Origin of the sequence: Streptomyces longispororuber (genome assembly GCF_024448165.1) — a bacterium.
Classification (GTDB): domain Bacteria; phylum Actinomycetota; class Actinomycetes; order Streptomycetales; family Streptomycetaceae; genus Streptomyces; species Streptomyces longispororuber_A.
This window is the reverse complement of record NZ_JAMOLN010000001.1, coordinates 1-17,168: the sequence shown is the minus strand read 5'-3', so window position 1 is coordinate 17,168 and position 17,168 is coordinate 1. Positions and strand designations below refer to the sequence as shown.

The 17,168-nt window shown below is 69.9% G+C and carries 12 protein-coding genes and 2 pseudogenes; 8 read left to right on the top strand and 6 right to left on the bottom strand.

The window, feature by feature from the left end:
* The first annotated feature begins 37 nt into the window (after positions 1–37).
* On the top strand, positions 38–1,141 hold the full coding sequence (locus M4J07_RS00070; protein ID WP_255965582.1) for a hypothetical protein: 1,104 nt from the start codon (positions 38–40) through the stop codon (positions 1,139–1,141).
* 115 nt (positions 1,142–1,256) lie between these two features.
* Positions 1,257–3,452 carry an FUSC family protein gene (locus tag M4J07_RS00065; protein WP_255965581.1) on the top strand — a complete coding sequence of 732 codons (2,196 nt, stop codon included), beginning with the start codon at positions 1,257–1,259 and terminating at the stop codon, positions 3,450–3,452.
* A gap of 57 nt (positions 3,453–3,509) precedes the next feature.
* On the opposite strand, the pseudogene M4J07_RS00060 reads toward M4J07_RS00065, so the two are convergent.
* The 3 genes and pseudogenes from M4J07_RS00060 to M4J07_RS00050 all read right to left on the bottom strand — a co-directional run.
* A pseudogene (locus M4J07_RS00060) lies at positions 3,510–3,796 on the bottom strand (hypothetical protein); the annotation flags it as partial.
* A gap of 504 nt (positions 3,797–4,300) precedes the next feature.
* Positions 4,301–6,769 (bottom strand): excinuclease ABC subunit UvrA, encoded by a 2,469-nt coding sequence (uvrA, locus tag M4J07_RS00055; RefSeq protein ID WP_255965579.1) that lies wholly within the window; start codon positions 6,767–6,769, stop codon positions 4,301–4,303.
* A gap of 432 nt (positions 6,770–7,201) precedes the next feature.
* Positions 7,202–7,489: a hypothetical protein gene (locus tag M4J07_RS00050; protein ID WP_255965577.1), complete on the bottom strand. Its 288-nt coding sequence runs from the start codon at positions 7,487–7,489 to the stop codon at positions 7,202–7,204.
* A gap of 119 nt (positions 7,490–7,608) precedes the next feature.
* Between M4J07_RS00050 and M4J07_RS00045 the strand changes: the two genes are divergently transcribed.
* The 5 genes and pseudogenes from M4J07_RS00045 (at position 7,609) to M4J07_RS00025 (ending at position 14,552) form a co-directional block, all read left to right on the top strand.
* Positions 7,609–8,817 carry an IS701 family transposase gene (locus M4J07_RS00045; RefSeq protein WP_255965574.1) on the top strand — a complete coding sequence of 403 codons (1,209 nt, stop codon included), beginning with the start codon at positions 7,609–7,611 and terminating at the stop codon, positions 8,815–8,817.
* Between the two features lie 107 nt (positions 8,818–8,924).
* Positions 8,925–9,704 (top strand): annotated as a pseudogene (locus M4J07_RS00040) (hypothetical protein); the annotation flags it as partial.
* A 627-nt stretch (positions 9,705–10,331) separates the two neighbouring features.
* Positions 10,332–12,545 (top strand): MMPL family transporter, encoded by a 2,214-nt coding sequence (locus M4J07_RS00035; RefSeq protein ID WP_255965572.1) that lies wholly within the window; start codon positions 10,332–10,334, stop codon positions 12,543–12,545.
* Positions 12,546–12,666: 121 nt separating this feature from the next.
* Positions 12,667–13,881, top strand: a complete 1,215-nt coding sequence (locus M4J07_RS00030; protein WP_255965569.1) for a sensor histidine kinase — start codon at positions 12,667–12,669, stop codon at positions 13,879–13,881.
* On the top strand, positions 13,878–14,552 hold the full coding sequence (locus M4J07_RS00025; RefSeq protein WP_255965567.1) for a response regulator: 675 nt from the start codon (positions 13,878–13,880) through the stop codon (positions 14,550–14,552). The genes M4J07_RS00030 and M4J07_RS00025 overlap by 4 nt, the downstream gene beginning before the upstream one ends.
* Before the next feature lie 205 nt (positions 14,553–14,757).
* Here the strand turns inward: M4J07_RS00025 and M4J07_RS00020 are convergent, their stop codons facing one another.
* From M4J07_RS00020 to M4J07_RS00010, 3 genes are read right to left on the bottom strand one after another with little or no spacing between them, the layout of a single operon-like run.
* Complete coding sequence (locus M4J07_RS00020) at positions 14,758–15,633, bottom strand: IS5 family transposase (protein WP_255965854.1); 876 nt, start codon at positions 15,631–15,633, stop codon at positions 14,758–14,760.
* 45 nt (positions 15,634–15,678) lie between these two features.
* Complete coding sequence (locus M4J07_RS00015) at positions 15,679–15,804, bottom strand: hypothetical protein (RefSeq protein ID WP_255965566.1); 126 nt, start codon at positions 15,802–15,804, stop codon at positions 15,679–15,681.
* Between the two features lie 10 nt (positions 15,805–15,814).
* The gene (locus M4J07_RS00010) at positions 15,815–16,423 is read right to left on the bottom strand and encodes a hypothetical protein (protein WP_255965564.1); all 609 of its coding nucleotides are present in this window, start codon (positions 16,421–16,423) and stop codon (positions 15,815–15,817) included.
* A 183-nt stretch (positions 16,424–16,606) separates the two neighbouring features.
* Between M4J07_RS00010 and M4J07_RS00005 the strand changes: the two genes are divergently transcribed.
* Positions 16,607–17,168, top strand: a 562-nt coding sequence (locus M4J07_RS00005) for a hypothetical protein (RefSeq protein ID WP_255965561.1), incomplete at its 3' end; no start/stop codon positions are given.

The window sequence follows — 17,168 nt, the reverse complement described above, 5'->3', positions numbered from 1 at the left end:
GCCGGTCGTGCGGGTGTCGTCGCAGGGCGTTACGGTCGTGGCTCTCCTGGCGGATCCGGACGCGCCCACGGACATCGCGCTGCGCATGGCTCGGACACTTCCTGACCGGCTCGCCGAAAAGGCGGGCGAGGGCCGACGGTTCGACGTTGAGGTGATCAGTGAGCCATTCACCTCAGGGACCGAGGACCCGCCCACCTTGATGCACCGGATCATGAACCGCGGACGTAGCGAGAACTGGGACATCGTCGTGGCCCTCACCGACCTTCCGCTGCACTCACAAGGGCGCAAGATCGTGGTCGATCTGAGTCACGAACACGGCTTGGCGCTGCTGTCTCTTCCTTCTCTGGGTGGCTTGCGGCTGCAGACGAGGGCTCGGCGGGCCGTGGAGGAAGCCGTGCTCGGCCTGGCGGGCCCACAGGCCACTGGGACCGACGGGCTTCCGCGGAGTCAGCCGCTTCTGGGGCCTTTCGCCGGTCGCCTCACGCCTGTCCATCCGGGCCCGGTCGGTGAGACGGAAACCGCCGATCTCCGTTACGTGGTCAGCGGGCCGCGCGGCTACCTGCGGGTGCTCGTCGGTATGGTCCGCGCCAACCGGCCTTGGCGGTTGGTGCCGGGTCTGTCGAAAGCCCTGGCGGCCGCACTCGCCACGGGGGCCATCGCCACCCTGGACTCCACCACCTGGAGCCTCGCCGGGGCCCTGAGCGCACCACGCCTCGTGATCGCCACGGCCGGGTCCGTCGGACTCATGATTGGCTGGCTGATCGTCGACGGAGAGCTCTGGCATCGATCATCGGAGGCATCGCCGGAATCGCGGCAGAGGGCGCGGCTCTACAACACCTCGACGGTCCTGACCGTGGGCATCGGGGCGCTCGCCTGCTACGCGGGTTTGATGGTCATCAACTTGGTGTGGGCGCTGTTCATCCTCAACGGCCGAGTGTTCGCTTCCATGACACGTACGCCCCTGGACGGCTCGGCGTACCTAACTTTGTCCTGGTTTGTCGCGTCTGTCGCCACGGTGGGCGGTGCCCTGGGATCAGGGTTGGAGAGCGACGAGGCGATCCGCGCAGCTACCTACTCCGAGCGCGAAAAGGAACGTCGCCACATGCTCCAAGGCGACTACGGTGACCAGCCGGTGGCCTGAGTCGCCGATGCGCCGGCGGTTCGTGACGGGTCCGGCCACGGGCGCAAGCGGTGAGGGATCCGAGGGCGCGGCGTGGCTGGCGCGGCCCGGTGGAGGGCCGGGCTAGCCTCGATCCGTGACGTGGCTGCGGGCCCTCCGGGAAATCGTGCGATCCGGGCTCACGATCGAGGAGGCGCGACTGGAGCCTCTGCTCGCCTTGCGCACGGCGGCCGGGTTGGCGATCATCATCGCTCCGGCTCTGTGGCTGGCCTCCCCTGCATACGCCGCGTCCGCCGCTCTCGGCGCCTATTCCGCGGGCGCATCCACTTTCCAGCGCACCTGGCGTCCACGCAAAGTGATCGCGCTCGGCGCGGGCGCCGGCCTGGCGCTCAGCACCTTCGTGGGCTATCTGGCAGCGGGGACCCTCGTGACGTTCCTCCCGCTGCTGGCCGTATGGGCCTTCGCCGCGGGGATGACCTGGTCCCTCGGGTCGACCGCGGGGATCGTCGCGGCGACGACGGTCGGCAGCATGCTGGTGACCATCACCCTGCCCACGAGCGCCGGGCGAGCTCTGGAGCACGCCGGTGTCATCGCGCTCGGGGGCGTGGCGCAGGCCGTGCTGATCCTGCTGTTCCCGATCCGCCGGTGGGGGGCGCACCGGGACGCGCTCGCCGATGCCCTGGCCGCCGTCGCGGACTACGCCCGTCGGTTGCGTCACGACCCGACCGCCGCGTTCGACCCCGAGCCCTTGATGACGGCCCGGGACGCGGCGGCCGTGACGCCGTCACAGGCGCGCACCCGTCCCACCGTTCTCCACGGCCCCCGGGGCCTTGCCGAGCGCATTCTGCCGGCCGTCGCCGCGCTCGCCGACCCGGACGTCGGCGCCCCGGCGGAGGGAGCCGGGCGGGACCGCGCACGGGAGTTGCTCGGCGCAGCCGCCGACGTGCTGGACGCGGCCGCCCGTTCGATCCGCCGGGGCACTCCGGCAGAGGTGCCGCCCGAGAGCGCCGAGGTCTTGCGCATCGATGACGAGCACGAGGTGCTGGAGGGCTCCGCGCGGCAGGCCGCCGAGCGCCTCGTGCAATCGCTCGGCGAGGCGCTCGAGATCGCCGGGAGCGGCAGCACGCGGGTCAGCATGCGTAGTAGGACGCGGGGGAGGACGCCCACCCCGGACGGCCCTGCGGGCACCCAGTTCCTCGTGCGCCCCACGATGCTGCGGCTGGTCCCGGTTGTCGTGCGCTCGGTCCGCCGGGAGCTGCGCCCGGACTCGCCCGTGTTCCGGCACGCCGTCCGCCTGGCGACGGTAACCGTGCTCGGCTATCTCATCGCCACCCGGCTGCCGCTGGGCCACGGCTACTGGGCGCCCGTCGCCGCGGTGATGGTGATGCGGCCGGACTTCCATCGGACGTACGCGCGCGCGGTCGCCCGTCTCGCCGGGACCCTGGTGGGGGTCGCGCTCGCCACCGGGATGGTGCGGGCCCTGGGCCCGGACGCCCGGCTGTTCGGCGTACTGGCTGTGGTTTCGGCAGGTCTCGCCTACACGCTGATCCGTACCGGCTACGCCTACTCCCAGTGCTTCACCGCCGCATACGTCGTCTTCCTGCTCGCCATGGGCGGCCAGGCATGGGAGCAGACGGTCCCGGAGCGAGTGGTGCTCACTCTGCTGGGCGGGGCCCTGGCAATGCTGGCGTACGTGGTGTTTCCCGCGTGGGAGACGCCCCGGCTGCCGGGGCGTCTGGCGGATTGGCTGGCCGCGAACGGCCGCTACGCAGCCGCGGTGCTCCGCAGCTACGCCGAACCGACCAGGGAGCATCGCGCCGACGTGCGCCGGGCCCAACTGGCGAGCAGGGAAACAGGTGCCGCCTGGAAGGAAGCATACGACCGGGCACGACAGGAACCGATCCCTCCTAGGGGCCTGACATCACGCGAGGCGGAGGAGGCGCAGGAGGCGCTCAAGAGGTTCGACAGGGCGACGATGCTCATGAAGAGCCGCGTCCCGCGGGCCGACAGCACGTTTATACCACAGGCGGAGCGGCTCGCCGAGGCCCTGGAAGCGGACACTGCGCAGGCAGCGGTCGACATGCGCGGGCACAGAAATCCGGACTGGGGACGCGTGGAGGAGGCGCTCCAGGAGTGGCCGCCAGACGCTGTGGTGGACCCCGTGCTGCGGCGCGGTGCGGAATTGCAGCAGCAGGCCTTGGAAGACCTCGCGACCGCGGTGAGCCGTACACCCCTGGAACGGGACATCGGCTCCGCTCGCGAACAGCAGCGGGCGCGGGCGGCTTTGGCCGCGGAAGGTGACGAATCAGCACACGAGAACCGGGGTTGGTGACGTGGCTCCATACGTGGGCACTGGCGGCGTCAGGGATTACCAGGGACTTGGCAGTCGAGACATGGCGGGCTGCTTCCGGGACAGATGGCCGATGAGGAAGGTGGCCACATCCCGCTGTGCGGCGTGGCGGCCTCGACCTGGGCCCAGATCGCGCGGACCTTCAGGGCTGCCGCGCCTGCACTCAGCGTGCGGACGTGTTGAATGCGAGTCAGGGGCATTACTTGGCGGCGGAGCCAGGCGACCAGTCGAGCCTGGTCCAGTTGTTCCGGTGCGTAGAGGCGGTAGCCGGTCACCGGGTCGACGCGCGCATCGGTCAGCAGGCCGAGTGCGTCGCAACGACGCAGTGTCTCCGGGTTTGTTCGTTCTGGGCCTTGGTGCGGGCGAGGCGGAAGGACTTGGTGCCGGTCTGGGCGAAGGCGCTGTTGCGTGAACGTCTTCGTCCAGTCACTGAAGTGCGTGGTGACACGCTGGAGAAGCCATCCGACCTGATGGCGCCAGAGCCGTCGCCAACCGCATCCGGCAGGAACTCGACCTTGCCTCTCCTGGGACATGAACAAATCCAACACGCCGACGGTGCGGTCCTTCTCCTCGGCGGCAACCACTGTCAGGGAGACGGTCGTCAGGGCCTCGATCATCGGCCGGTCGGTGAAGACGCGGGCAGCGACGTCGTGGTGAGAACCCATACTTCGACGAGGAGGTCGTCACCGACGGCCGGGTCACTTGCAGCTGATCACCCACTGACCTGCCGGCCTTCTTCGCCGCCATCGTCGAGCAGTTCGCCCAGGCAGTCATCCGGTCTCGGGTGGGTAGCCCGGCAGCGAGAGCTGCATCTGCCCTTTGCATCGTTGTCAGGAGCGGGCGAGGCGGGCGGCGAGGTAGGGCGCGGTGGCGCTGCGGCGGGACCTTGCCACCTTGGCCGGCGGTCCCGCCGCGACCAGCCGCCCACCCGCGTCGCCGCCGCCCGGGCCGAGGTCGATGACCCAGTCGGCGGTGGCGATCGTGTCCAAGTCGTGTTCGACGAGGACGACCGTGTTGCCGGCGTCGACGAGCCGGTGCAGCTGGCGCAGCAGCAGAGCGATGTCCGAGGGGTGCAGTCCCGCTGTGGGCTCGTCGAGAAGGTAGAGCGTGTGCCCGCGGCGTGCCCGCTGCAGTTCGGTGGCCAGTTTGATGCGTTGCGCCTCACCGCCGCTGAGTTCCGTGGCGGGCTGGCCCAGACGCAGGTACCCCAGGCCCACGTCGCGCAACGTCTCCAGACTGCGGGAGGCGGCTGGAACGCCGGACAGGAACGTGGCGGCGGCGTCGACGGGCATGGCCAGCACCTCTGAGATGTTCTTGCCGCGGTAGGTGACTTCCAGCGTCTCGGCGTTGTACCGGGCGCCCTGGCAGGTCGGGCAGGGGGCGTAGGTGCCGGGCAAAAACAGCAGTTCTACCGCGACGAATCCTTCGCCCTGGCAGGTCTCGCACCGCCCGTCGGGCATGTTGAAGGAGAACCGCCCGGCCGAGTAGTCACGTGCCCGGGCCTCGTCCGTCGCCGCGTACAGCTTGCGCACGGCGTCGAACATCCCCGTGTACGTGGCCAGGTTGGACCGGGGGGTCCGGCCGATGGGCCGTTGGTCGACCCGGACCAGCCGGTCGAACGACTCGACCCCCGACGTGTCCTGGACGTCGACTTCCAGTTGCGCCTCGTCGGGCTCCTCGGGTGCGAGCCCGAGGTGGCCACGGACGACCTCGGCGAGCACCTGCGTCACCAGCGTCGACTTTCCGGAACCGGACACGCCCGTCACCGCCGTCAGTACGCAGAGGGGTACGTCGACGGACACGTCGTGCAGATTGTGGCGGGAGACGCCGCGCAGGTGCAGCCAGCCGTGCGGTGTGCGCGGGCGGTGGCCGCGCGGCCGGGCGCGCCCGAACAGGTACCGGCTCGTGGCCGACTCCCCGATCCGTTCGAGACCGGCGACCGGGCCGCTGTACAGCACGCGTCCGCCGCCCTCGCCCGCGCCGGGGCCGATGTCGACCACCCAGTCCGCCCGCCGTACGACGTCCATGTCGTGCTCCACGACGAACAGCGAGTTGCCCGCCGCCTTGAGGCGGTCCAGCACGTCCAGCAGCGGTTCCGCGTCAGCCGGGTGCAGGCCCGCGGAGGGTTCGTCGAGGACGTAGACGACGCCGAACAGCCCCGAGCGCAGCTGGGTGGCGATCCGCAGGCGTTGCGCCTCGCCGGGAGACAGGGTCGTCGAGCGGCGCCCGAGGCTGAGGTACCCCAGGCCCAGGCCGAGCAGGACGTCGACCCGCGCGACCAGGTCGCCGCAGATCCGGACCGCGACCTCGGTCGTCTCGCCGGATCCGGCGGTCGACGTAGTGGCGTCGGCCTCGGACCGCCCCGTGACGGGCCGCAGCAGCGCCACGACCTCGGTGAGCGGCATCCCGTTGATCTCGGCGATGGAGCGTCCGGCGAAGGTCACGGCGAGCGCCTCGGGCCGCAGTCCGCTCCCGTGACAGGCGGGGCAGGGCACACTCCTGACGAACCGGAGCGCCCGTTCGCGCATCTTCTCGCTCTTGGAGTCGGCGAGGACGTGCATGACGTGGCTGCGGGCGCTCCAGAACCTGCCCTGGTACCCGTAGTCGACGCGGTCCTCCTCCGGCTCGATGTACACGGAGGGCTGCTCTTCCGTGTACAGCAGCCAGTCCCGGTCCTTCTTCCTGAGCCTGCGCCATGGCCGGTCGATGTCGATCCCCAGGCCGCTCACGACACTGCGCAGGTTGGCGCCCTGCCATGCCCCCGGCCAGGCGGCGATCGCCCCCTCGCGGATGCTCAGCGACGGGTCTGGGACGAGCAGGTCCTCGGCGACGTCGTGCACGACGCCCAGCCCGTGGCATTCCGGGCAGGCGCCGGCCGCGGTGTTGGGCGAGAACGACTCGGCTTCCAGCCGGTCGGCCCCGCGCGGATAGGTTCCGGCGCGGGAGTACAGCATGCGCAGCAGATTGGACAGCGTGGTGATGGTGCCGACCGTCGAGCGCGAGCTGGGCGACCCGCGCCGCTGCTGCAGGGCCACAGCGGGTGGCAGCCCAGTGATCTCCTGCATGTGCGGTGCCCCGACCTGTTGCAGCAGCCGTCGGGCGTACGGTGCCACGGACTCGAAGTAACGCCGCTGGGCCTCCGCATAGAGCGTGCCGAACGCGAGCGAGGACTTGCCTGAACCGGAGACGCCTGTGAAGGCGACCATCGCGTCCCGCGGAACGTCGACATCGACGTTCCGCAGGTTGTTCTCACTGGCGCCCCGGACACGCACGAAGGCGTCGATCGAGTCCTTGCTCACCGTTCCTGACTACCTCATCACCCCGGGAACCGCGCGACAGGCGCCGCCACCAGGCCCCGTCTTACGGCTCCGGCGCCCCGCCGACGCAGGCGGCCTGCGCGCCGACTGCCGGGGGCGTCCAGCGGGGCCGACCGAGTGCTGCCGCCGGACGGAGGTCCTCCTCAAGTCCCTCGCCCAAGGCCGCGCCGGTGAACGCCCGCCCCAGTCGAGGTGCCGGTTTGAACAGGTGGTGGTGCCCGGCGGCGAGCGCGCTGCGCCGCCGAGGATGTCAACGGCATGCAGTGGTCCGGCACGTCAGGACGCCTTCCGGTTCACCGGGCACCCTTCTGACGATCACCCTCGCCTGGCCGTGCCACCACCCGCTGGGGCATCCTGGCGGCCTATGTGTTCCAGCGGCAGTCGTGAGGAGGTTGGGTCGTGCGGGTGTCTTCTTCAAAAGTTGCGGTCGTTGCTCTTCTGGCGGATCCGGACGCGCCGACGGAGGTGGCGCAGCGCATGGCTCGCGTTCTTCCGGCCCGGCTCGCCGCCAAGTCCGGCCGAGGCCGGCGGTTCGATGTAGAGGTGGTGAGCGAGCCCTTCACCTCGGGCAGTGAGGACCCGCTCACGTTGATGCGACGGATCAGGGACCGCGCGGGCGCGGAGAGCTGGGACGTGGTCGTGGCTCTCACAGACCTTCCCCTGCACGCCGATGGACACACGCTGGTCGTCGATGTGCATCACGAGCGCGGCCTGGCACTTTTGTCCCTGCCTCCGCTGGGTGGCTTTCGGCTTCAGACACGAGCTAGTAGGACTTTGTTAGGTGGCTGGTCAGGTTGAGGATCTGGTAGTTCGCTGGGTGTATGACTCCGGAGGAGCTTGCCGGTTGCCGTGACCGGCTGGAGGACTTTGCGGCGGAGGTGTTTGCACCTTTGGTGCGGTCGGATCAGCGGGCCAAGGGCGGGCTGTATCTGCGGGGCCTGCTGCTGGACGGGCGGCGTAAGTCGATGCTGCCGATGGCCCGTCGGCTCGGTGTCGATCACCAGGGGCTGCAGCAGTTCGTGACGTCGTCGACCTGGTCCGTCGCCGCGGTTCAGCAGCGACTGGCCCGCCGGGCGGTGGCCGTGGTCCGGCCCGAGGCGTGGGTGGTGGACGACACCGGTTTCCCCAAGGATGGCGGCCATTCGCCCGCAGCGGCGGCGCAGTACTGCCCGCCGCTGGGTAAGACCGCCAACTGCCAGGTCGCGGTGAGCGTGCACGCGGCCACCGACCGCGCGTCCTGCCCGCTGGCCTGGCGGCTGTTCGTGCCCGAGAGCTGGGACCGGCCGGCGGCTGCCGAGCGGCGCCGGGCCTGCCGGATCCCGCCCGAGGTGCACCACCGGCCCAAGTGGACGCTGGCGTTGGCGATGCTGGATGAGCTGGCCGGGCTCGGCCTGCGGCCCGCGGTGGTGGCCGCGGATGCCGGATACGGCAACAGTGCCTTCTTCCGCAGAGGGCTGGAGGAGCGGCAGCTGGCTTATGTTCTGCAGGTCAAGGGCGAGTTGACCGCCTACCCGGCGGACAGCGAACCCGTCACCCTGCCCTACAGCGGACTGGGGCCACGGTCGCTGCCCCGCTACCGGACCCGTCCGGTCAGCCTGCGCGAGCACGTGCGGGCCGCGGGCCGCGGCCAGGCCGTCACCGTCGACTGGCGGCGGGGCTCAAGAGGCCGGATGCGGGCCCGGTTCGTGTTCGTGCGGGTCCGTCCGGCCGGTCGTCGCCCCGAACCGGCCGACGACGGCACCATCGGCCTGCGCTGGCTGATCGCCCAGTGGCCCCACGATGCCGACGAGCCGGTCAGGTACTGGCTCTCCAACCTGCCCGCCGACCTGCCACCCCGTGTCCTGGTCCGGCTCGCCAAGACCCGCTGGCGCATCGAGCACGACTACCGCGAGCTGAAGACCGCCCTCGGTCTCGACCACTTCGAGGGCCGGTCCTGGGACGGCTGGCACCGCCACGTCACCCTGGTGACCGCGGCCCACCTGTTCCTGACCGAACAGCGCACCGCCCCAAAAGCCCCTGCCGGGGCCTGACCCTCTACCAGGCCCTCGACCTCCTCCAGCAGATGCTGGCCACCTGGTCAGGACACTGCCCGACCTGACACCAACCCGCACCCTGGCAGCCCTACGACACCACCTAACAAAGTCCTACTAGGCGGATCGTGGAAGAAGCCGTACTCGGCCTGGTGGATTCGCAGATCAAGGAGGCTGGCGGGGGACTGCGACGCCAACAGCTGCCGGCACCGTTGGCCGGACGTTTCAGATCTGTCCACCCGGACCCGGCCGGCGGCGAAGGTGCGGCTGATCTTCGGTACGTCGTCAGCGGCCTGAGGGGCAATCTACGGGTGCTGTTGGGGATGGTCCGCGCCAACCGGCCGTGGCGGCTGGTACCGGGCCTGTCGAAAGCGCTGGCGGCCGCGCTCGCAACCGGGGCCATCGCCACCGTGAACTCGACCGTCTGGAGTCTGGCTCAAGCTCTCAGTACGCCCCGTCTTGTCATTGCCACGGTCGGATCTCTCGCGATCATGATCGGATGGCTGATCGTGGACGCGCAGCTATGGCATCACCCGTCGAAGATTTCGCCGGAGGCGAGACAGAAGGCGAGGCTCTACAACACCTCGACGATCGTGACCGTCGGCATCGGAGTACTTGTCTGCTACATCGGCTTGATGGTCATCAACTTCCTGTGGGCGCTGTTCATTCTCAACGACCGCGTATTCGCGTCTCTCACACGGTCCCCGTTGGGCGCGGCGGACTACGTGACGCTGGCATGGTTCGTTGCTTCGGTCGCTACCGTGGGCGGTGCGCTGGGATCGGGCCTGGAGAGCGATGAGGCAATCCGGGCGACCGCCTACTCCAAGCGCGAACAGGAACGCCGTCGTACGCTCGAAAACGACCACGCCGACCAGCGGGTGACTTGAGCCGAACAGGCATCCATGGCCAGCCGTTGGACATCAGAAGATCAGCTGCGCGAGCGAGGAACGGTAGTTTCCGCCGGAGGCCCGACGGGGCCCATTGAGGTACGTCCGCCGAAGCCATAAAGGTTCTCCACGACAGCGTCTTAATCCGGGCCGAGGAAGACCTGGGTGTCATTGGCCTGTGTGGCGACAGCGCGGGATCCATCGATGAGTTCCGGGACTACTAGTTGGCGCCTGGAGGTCAGAAATCAGGCTCCAGTGTTCGTGCCGACCTCGCCAAGCCCCACGCTCTGACTGACCGGCAACAGCCGCTGAGCGAGGCCGACTTCAGTTGATCAGGCCAGCCATGTGCAAGCGGGCCCTTAATCAACTCGAAGTTCAATTGGGCAATTTGGGACTCGCTCAGCCGTGGCGGGGAGGGTGAGCCAGCTGAGCCCGCTAGGGCGTGTATCGAAAGTGAATCCAGATCAGTGACTGACGCGGTTGTGAAGAGTTGACCTACTGCTCTGGCAGTAGGGCTCGTGCGGTTGCGGTAGTGGGGAAGTACCCGCAGGAGCATGAAGACCCGCGCCGGGTTCGGGGGTGAGGCTGGGCAGGTTCGTTTCTGCTCTGATCTGGGGTGTTCTGCTGATGGCAGCTTTGTTGTACCGGCTGGGCCGGGGTGCCTTCCGACGCCGGTGGCTCGTGGTGGTGCTGTGGCTGGCGGTGGTGGGGGGTGTGGCGGCGGCTGCTGCTCAGGCTCCCGCGGCCCCGCCGGACGACGACACCATTCCTGGGACGGAGCTTCAGCAGGCGAACGATCTGCTGGATCGGGATTTCCACGCGAACGCGGACGGTGCGAGCGCGCAGTTGGTGTTCGTGGCGCCGGACGGGCGCAAGGTCACGGCTTCGGCGTACGAGAAGGCGATCGGCGAGGCGGTCGGTGAGGCGGCGAATTCCTCGCAGGTGGCCGGTGCGAGTGATCCGTTCGCCGATCACACGGTGAGCGAGGACGGTTCCACGGCGCTGGCGACCGTGAACTACACGGCTGTCTCGGACGATCTCACCACGGCCACGAAGGACGCGTTGCAGGACGCTGTCGACCGGGGGCACGCGGCGGGGCTCACGGTCGAGATCGGTGGCAACGCGCTGCACACCGCTCCGTCGGAGGGGGCCGGGGTGATCGTGAGTGTGGCGATCGCCGCGCTCGTGCTGGTGCTGACGTTCGGGTCGCTGGTGGCGGCCGGGCTGCCGTTGCTCACGGCGGCGATCGGGGTGGGTCTGAGCCTCGCCGCGATCATGGCCCTCTCCAGTGCTCTGGGTTTGTCGGGGTCGGCGTTGTCGCTGGGGCTGATGCTCGGGCTCGCGGTCGGGATCGACTACGGGCTGTTCATCGTTTCCCGCTTCCGTGAGGAACGGGAAGCGGGGCACGATCCGCGTGAGGCCGCCGGGCGGGCGGTGGGCACGGCGGGCTCCGCGGTGGTGTTCGCCGGGCTGACCGTGATCATCGCGCTGGGGGGCCTGGCCGTGGTCGGGATTCCGTCGGTGACGAAGATGGGGCTGGCCGCCGCCGCGACGGTTGCGGTGGCCGTGCTGGTCGCGGTGACGGTCACTCCCGCGCTGCTCGGGTTCTGGCCGCGCGCGGTCCTGCCGCGCGCCACCCGCCGCAAGAAGCCGGTGGCGGTGGGGCGGGTCAAGCCGAACCTCGGGAGCCGGTGGGCCGCGTTCGTCATGCGCCGCCCGCTGACGGTGCTGCTGGTGTCCGTCATCGGCCTGGGAGTCCTGGCCGTGCCCGCCGCGAGCCTCAAGCTCGGCGAAGCGGGCAACGCCGTTCTTCCGACGTCGGACACCCAGCGGCGGGCCTACGACGACATCAGCCGCGCGTTCGGCCCCGGCTACAACGGGCAGCTCACCCTCGTGGTCACCGCCGGCGACGCGCCGGACCCGGCGCGGGCGGCTGCTGCCGTCGCCGAGAAGATCGGTGATCTGCCCGGCGTGGTGTCCGTCTCCCCGCCCCAGTTCGACGAGCGGGGGAACACCGCGGTGGTCAGCGCGATCCCGGCCGCCGCGCCGGACGCCCAGGAGACCACCGACCTGGTCAACACGATCCGCGACCACCGCGACGCGATCGAGAAGGAGACCGGCGCCGGCTACCTCGTCACCGGACTGACCGCCGCCAACATCGACATCGCGCAGAAGGTCAGCGGGGCGCTGCTGCCCTACGTCCTGGCCGTGGTCGGTCTGGCGTTCCTGTTGCTGCTGGTCGTCTTCCGGTCGCTGCTGGTGCCGCTGAAGGCGACGGTCGGTTTCGTCCTGTCGCTGCTGGCCGGGCTGGGCATGCTCGTCGCCGTGTTCCAGTGGGGGTGGCTCGGCAGTCTGCTCGGGGTGAACGCCACCGGGCCGATCCAGTCGATGATGCCGATCTTCCTCGCCGGGATCTCCTTCGGTCTGGCCATGGACTACGAGGTGTTCCTCGTCTCCCGCATTCGTGAATCCCACGCCCGGGGGGAGGACGCCCGCCAGGCCGTCCTGTCGGGCTTCGGGCAGAGCGCGCGGGTCGTGGTCGCCGCCGCTCTGATCATGATCGCGGTCTTCGCGGGGTTCGTCAGCGGCAGCGACGCGATGATGAAGATGATCGGCTTCGGTCTCGCCGCGGCCGTCCTGCTGGACGCCTTCGTGGTCCGGATGACGATCGTGCCCGCCGTCCTCGCCCTCCTGGGGAGCCGGGCCTGGTGGCTCCCGGCCCGCCTCGACCGTGTCCTTCCCCGCGTCGACATCGAAGGCGAGTCCCTGTCCCACTCCGCCCCGGCGCCCACCCCGGCAGAGGCCCACCCCCTGCACACGATCGGCTCCCCGCGCGGCTGACGACGGCCCGCCGGCCCCCGGGACCCGCCGAGACACATGTCACCGGCAGGTCCCGGGGGTCGCGGGCACGCGCGTCGGGGAGCATGGAAAGGGCACCACCCCCTGGAGAAGACCTGTGGCCATGGCCTCGAAGCTGGAACGACACACCGAGCGGCACCCCCACATCGCCGACGCGTTGATCGCGCTCGCGCTGTTTGGCTGCGCCGTCTACGGATCCAAGATCAGCACGCCCGGCACCCCCTACCCCAGCCGGGAATGGCCGGCGCAGCTCGTCGCCGCCGTCGCCTGCCTCGGCATCCTCGCGTGCCGGCGCGCCCCGCGCACCATCGCCGTCCTGACCGCCGCGGGCGCGATCACCACCACCGACCTCGGCTACCTCCTGACCCCGCTCACCCTGGCCCCTGCCATGGTCGCCCTGTACTGGATGGCCGCCCTCAACGAGCAGCGCACCGCCCGCCTGTACGGCGGCGTCATCATCGTCGTCGTCATCGGCACCAGCCTGCTCCGCCTCCCGCCGGACACCTCACCCGCCCTGCAGATCACCGGCCCGTTCCTCTGGCTGGTGCTCCCGCTCGTCATCGGCAGCCGGGTCCGCCTGCGCCGCGCCTACCTCGACTCCGTGCACGCCCGCGCCGAACACGCCGAACACACCCGCGAGGAAGAAGCCCGGCTGCGCGTCACCGAGGAACGCGTGCGCATCGCCCGCGAACTCCACGACGTCGTCGCCCACCACATGGCCCTCGCCAACGCCCAGGCCGGAACCGCCGCCCATCTCGCCCCCACCCACCCCGAGCAGGCGCAGCGCATCCTGTCGGATCTGTCGCGCACCACGTCCTCGGCCCTGTACGAACTCACCTCCGTGGTCGGGCTCCTGCGCCAGGACGGTGAGAGCGATACGGACTTTCTGGAGCCCGCTCCCGGTCTCGATCAGCTTCCCGCCATGCTCGACGCCTACCGCGGCGCCGGGCTGGACGTCACCCTCACCACCCAGGGGACCCCCGAGCCCTTGTCGCCCGGGGTGGACCTGACGGCCTACCGGATCATCCAGGAAGCCCTGACCAACGTCACCAAGCACGCGGCCGGCACCACGGCCCACGTCACCCTGGCCTACACCGGCAACCGGATCGTCCTCACCGTCACCGACGACGGCACCACCGCCCCGTCGGCGCCGGCAATCGGCACCGGGCGGGGCGGCTACGGACTGATCGGCATGCGGGAACGCGCCCACTCCGTCGGCGGGGACCTGCGCGCCGGACCCCGTCCCGAAGGCGGGTTCCTCGTCACCACCGCCCTGCCCCTGCAACCCCACACCCTGAACGGACAGGCCCCCCGTTGACCATCCGCGTTCTCCTCGCCGACGACCAGGCCCTCCTGCGGGGAACCTTCCGGCTCCTCATCGACTCCTGCCCCGACCTCGAAGTCGTCGCCGAAGCCGCCAACGGCGACGACGCCGTGGAACTCACCCGCGCCCACCACCCCGACGTGGTGGTCATGGACATCCGCATGCCGGGATCCGACGGCCTCACCGCCACCGCGACGATCTGCGCCGACCCCGCACTCGCGGCCACCCGGGTCCTGGTCCTGACCACCTTCGAGACCGACGAACACGTCGCCCGGGCCCTGCGCGCCGGCGCCAGCGGGTTCCTCGGCAAGTACGTCACCACCGACACCCTCCTCGCGGGCATCCGGACCATCGCCGCCGGCGACGCCCTCCTCTCCCCGGGCGCCACCCGCACCCTCATCGCCCGCTTCCTCAGCACCCCACGCCCCAGTGCCCCGCACGTGGATCCGGACCAGCTGGCCATACTCACGCCCCGCGAACGCGAGATCACCGCCCTCGCGGCCCTCGGCAAGTCCAACCAGGACATCGCCGAACAACTCGTCGTCAGCGTCCTGACCGTCCGCACCCACATCCAGCACGCCATGACGAAACTCGGCGCCCGGGACCGCGCCCAGCTCGTCGTCCTCGCCTACCAGAGCCGGCTCGGCCAGGTGCCCCCCACCTGACACGGCCCGCGCAGCACGGTTCGCACGCAGTCCCATCGGGTGAGCCGCCGACCGTATAAGACGCCGCGACAGCGTCGACCGTTCGCCTCACGACTTTCACTCCACCGACCGCACCGAAGCCCTCGCCGACCGTCTATTCGGCCCCTCGCGATGCTCAGCCTGCCCGCCCCGCACTGCCCACCCACGGATGACGCTCGCACAGAGGTCACAGCCACTCGTTGATGGCGGCGACATGGACGGTTGCCTCGTAGCGGACCGCAAGCTTGTCGTACCGGGTGGCGACCGCACGGTGCCGTTTGAGACGGTTGATCCCGCACTCGACCGCATGTCGTTTCCGGTAGTCGACCGGGTCGAAGCGTGGCGGTCGGCCGCCACGGGCGCCGAGCTTTCGGCGGTTGCGCGCCTGGTCAGCCTTGTCCGGGATGGTGCAACGGATCCCGCGTCGGCGCAGGTAAGCGCGGTTCCTGCGAGACGCGTACGCCTTGTCAGCCCGCACGCGATGAGGGCGGACGCGCGGCCGGCCCGGCCCGATGCGAGGCACGCGGACCTTCTCCAGCACGGGTTCGAACTGAGGTGAGTCCCCGCGTTGTCCTGCGGTGACCACGATCGACAGGGGTTTCTGGCTTTGCTCGACGGACAGGTGCAGCTTGGTGGTGAACCCGCCGCGCGAGCGTCCCAGCCCGTGATCACCAGGCTCGGCGAGCACTCCGCCCGGTGGTTCTTTCTGCAGGTCACCCTGCTTGCGCGCCCCGGCAGCATGCTGGTGAGCACGACAGACCGTGGAGTCGACGCTCAGGTCCCACACGATCGCACCCTTCGCGTCGGCCTGGGACTGGAGCCGTGTAAGTATCCGCTGCCAGGTTCCGCCTCGCTGCCATCGGCGGAACAAGTCGTAGACCCGACTCCACGGTCCGTACTCGGCAGGCACGTCCCGCCATGGAACACCGGTCCGGACACGGAACCGTATGCCGTCGATCAACTGCCGCCGAGGCCAGACCGGCGGCCGCCCCGTCCTCGTCCCCTTCGGCAGCAACGGCTCCAGCGTCGCCCACTGCTCGTCCGTGAGATCTCCCCGACTAATGAACCGAGATCATGCACCGCTCAAGATCCACTTTCGATACACGCCCTAACTGGAATGCCCGCTTGCGAGGAGGTAGGCGACCGACTGGATGATCTCGTGGGCCTTCTGTGGGTGGTCGGGCAGCGTGATGGGGGACATCTTCAGGTCGGTGCCGATGCGTAGAGCAGTCATGCCGGTGGATTCACCTTTCCGTAGGGAGGGGTGGGTGGTCGTCCGTGGTGTGGTGCTGTCGTTCGCCGGCGGGTTCTGGTGTCGTGGCGGTGTCTTCGGGTGGGGTGTGTGTGGGGCGTGGTGGTTGTTGTGGGGGGTGGTTGTGGTGGTGGAGGGTGGTGTGGCGGCGGTGGAAGCCGGTGGCGAGGTGTTCGGCGCGTTGAAGGTCGTGGACGGTGAGGGGGCGGTTGCCTGCCTTGACGCGGTCGTCGGCGAGGCGTTGCAGCAGTTGTTCTGAGGTCGGCGGCTTTCCGTGGGTGTCGTAGGCGTGGGTCCAGCGGTGATAGATGCGTTGTTCGAGGGCGTAGCGGCGCAGGGTGCTGGCGCTGACGGGGCGTCCTGTCGGTCCGAATATGCCTTGGTTGGCGAGGTGTTGGGCCAGTTCTGTGTAGGCGGTGGCGCCTTTAGGTTCTCGGCCGTGCCGGTCCAGGTAGTGGGTGTAGGCGAGGTAGTAGTGGTCGGGGGCCTTCATCGCCGGCAGCTCCGGTGAGGAGTCTGTTTCGGCGGCGTGCTCGCCGGGCTGAGTACTGGTGGGTTGCAGGGGGGCGTCGACGGTGGCCCGCTGCCGTTGGGTGGGCACCGGGGCTGGCTTCCGATGCTGGCCGTGCTCCTGTTGCGCGGCTGCGGGGCGGTCTGTGCCGGGTCCACGTGGGTTCGCCTCGGTGGGGGAGTGGTCGGGCAGCAGCCCCGCATTCGGATTGTCCGGTGTGTGCCGGTCAGCGGGGCCCGGGGCGTCGGGCCGGCTTCCCCCAGTCTCATCCGGGTGCGCATCGGCCAACTGCTCGTGCGGTACGGCCTGCTGGCTGCCGGGTGTGGCCCGGTGGGTGTCGGCGGACCGATGCTCGCGGGGATCCAGGATCGCGGGGTGTGGTGCAGATTTCTGGGCGCGGTCGGCGGCTTCGAGCGGGGCCGTTACGTGCGGGGATGGGGAGTTGTCGTCAAGTGGCCGGTGGTCGTGCCCATCGGGCAGCTGGCGTGTGGGCGGCACCTGCACCGACCCGACGGGATCTTCGGAATCGCAACGCTGGCGGGCCTCGAAGGAGCCTATGGAGTCGGCGCTTTGGTCATGGACTGTGTGAACTGGTTCTGCGAACGAGGATCCCTGGGCCGTGGCCATGTCTGGTTGCGGATGTTGAGAATCCAGGTGCGCGAGGGCACTTACATCGAGCCGCGCCGCTTGAGTCGCTTCCATCGCTGCTGCGCTGTCCTGGTTGCTGCGGGCGTCCGTCGGCGGGAACTGCTCGGGGAGTTCGATTCCGCCGGCGAGGCCGGCCGGGGCGGTGTCCGAGAGCGGGACGCCGTACCGGGCGAGGCGCAGCGGCATC

Bases quoted from the DNA above. Each gene is read 5' to 3' on its own strand.
- M4J07_RS00030 (WP_255965569.1), top strand. From the start codon at position 12,667: ATGGCCTCGAAGCTGGAACGACACACCGAGCGGCACCCCCACATCGCC.
- M4J07_RS00045 (WP_255965574.1), top strand. From the start codon at position 7,609: ATGACTCCGGAGGAGCTTGCCGGTTGCCGTGACCGGCTGGAGGACTTT.
- M4J07_RS00035 (WP_255965572.1), top strand. From the start codon at position 10,332: ATGGCAGCTTTGTTGTACCGGCTGGGCCGGGGTGCCTTCCGACGCCGG.
- M4J07_RS00015 (WP_255965566.1), bottom strand. From the start codon at position 15,804: ATGACTGCTCTACGCATCGGCACCGACCTGAAGATGTCCCCCATCACG.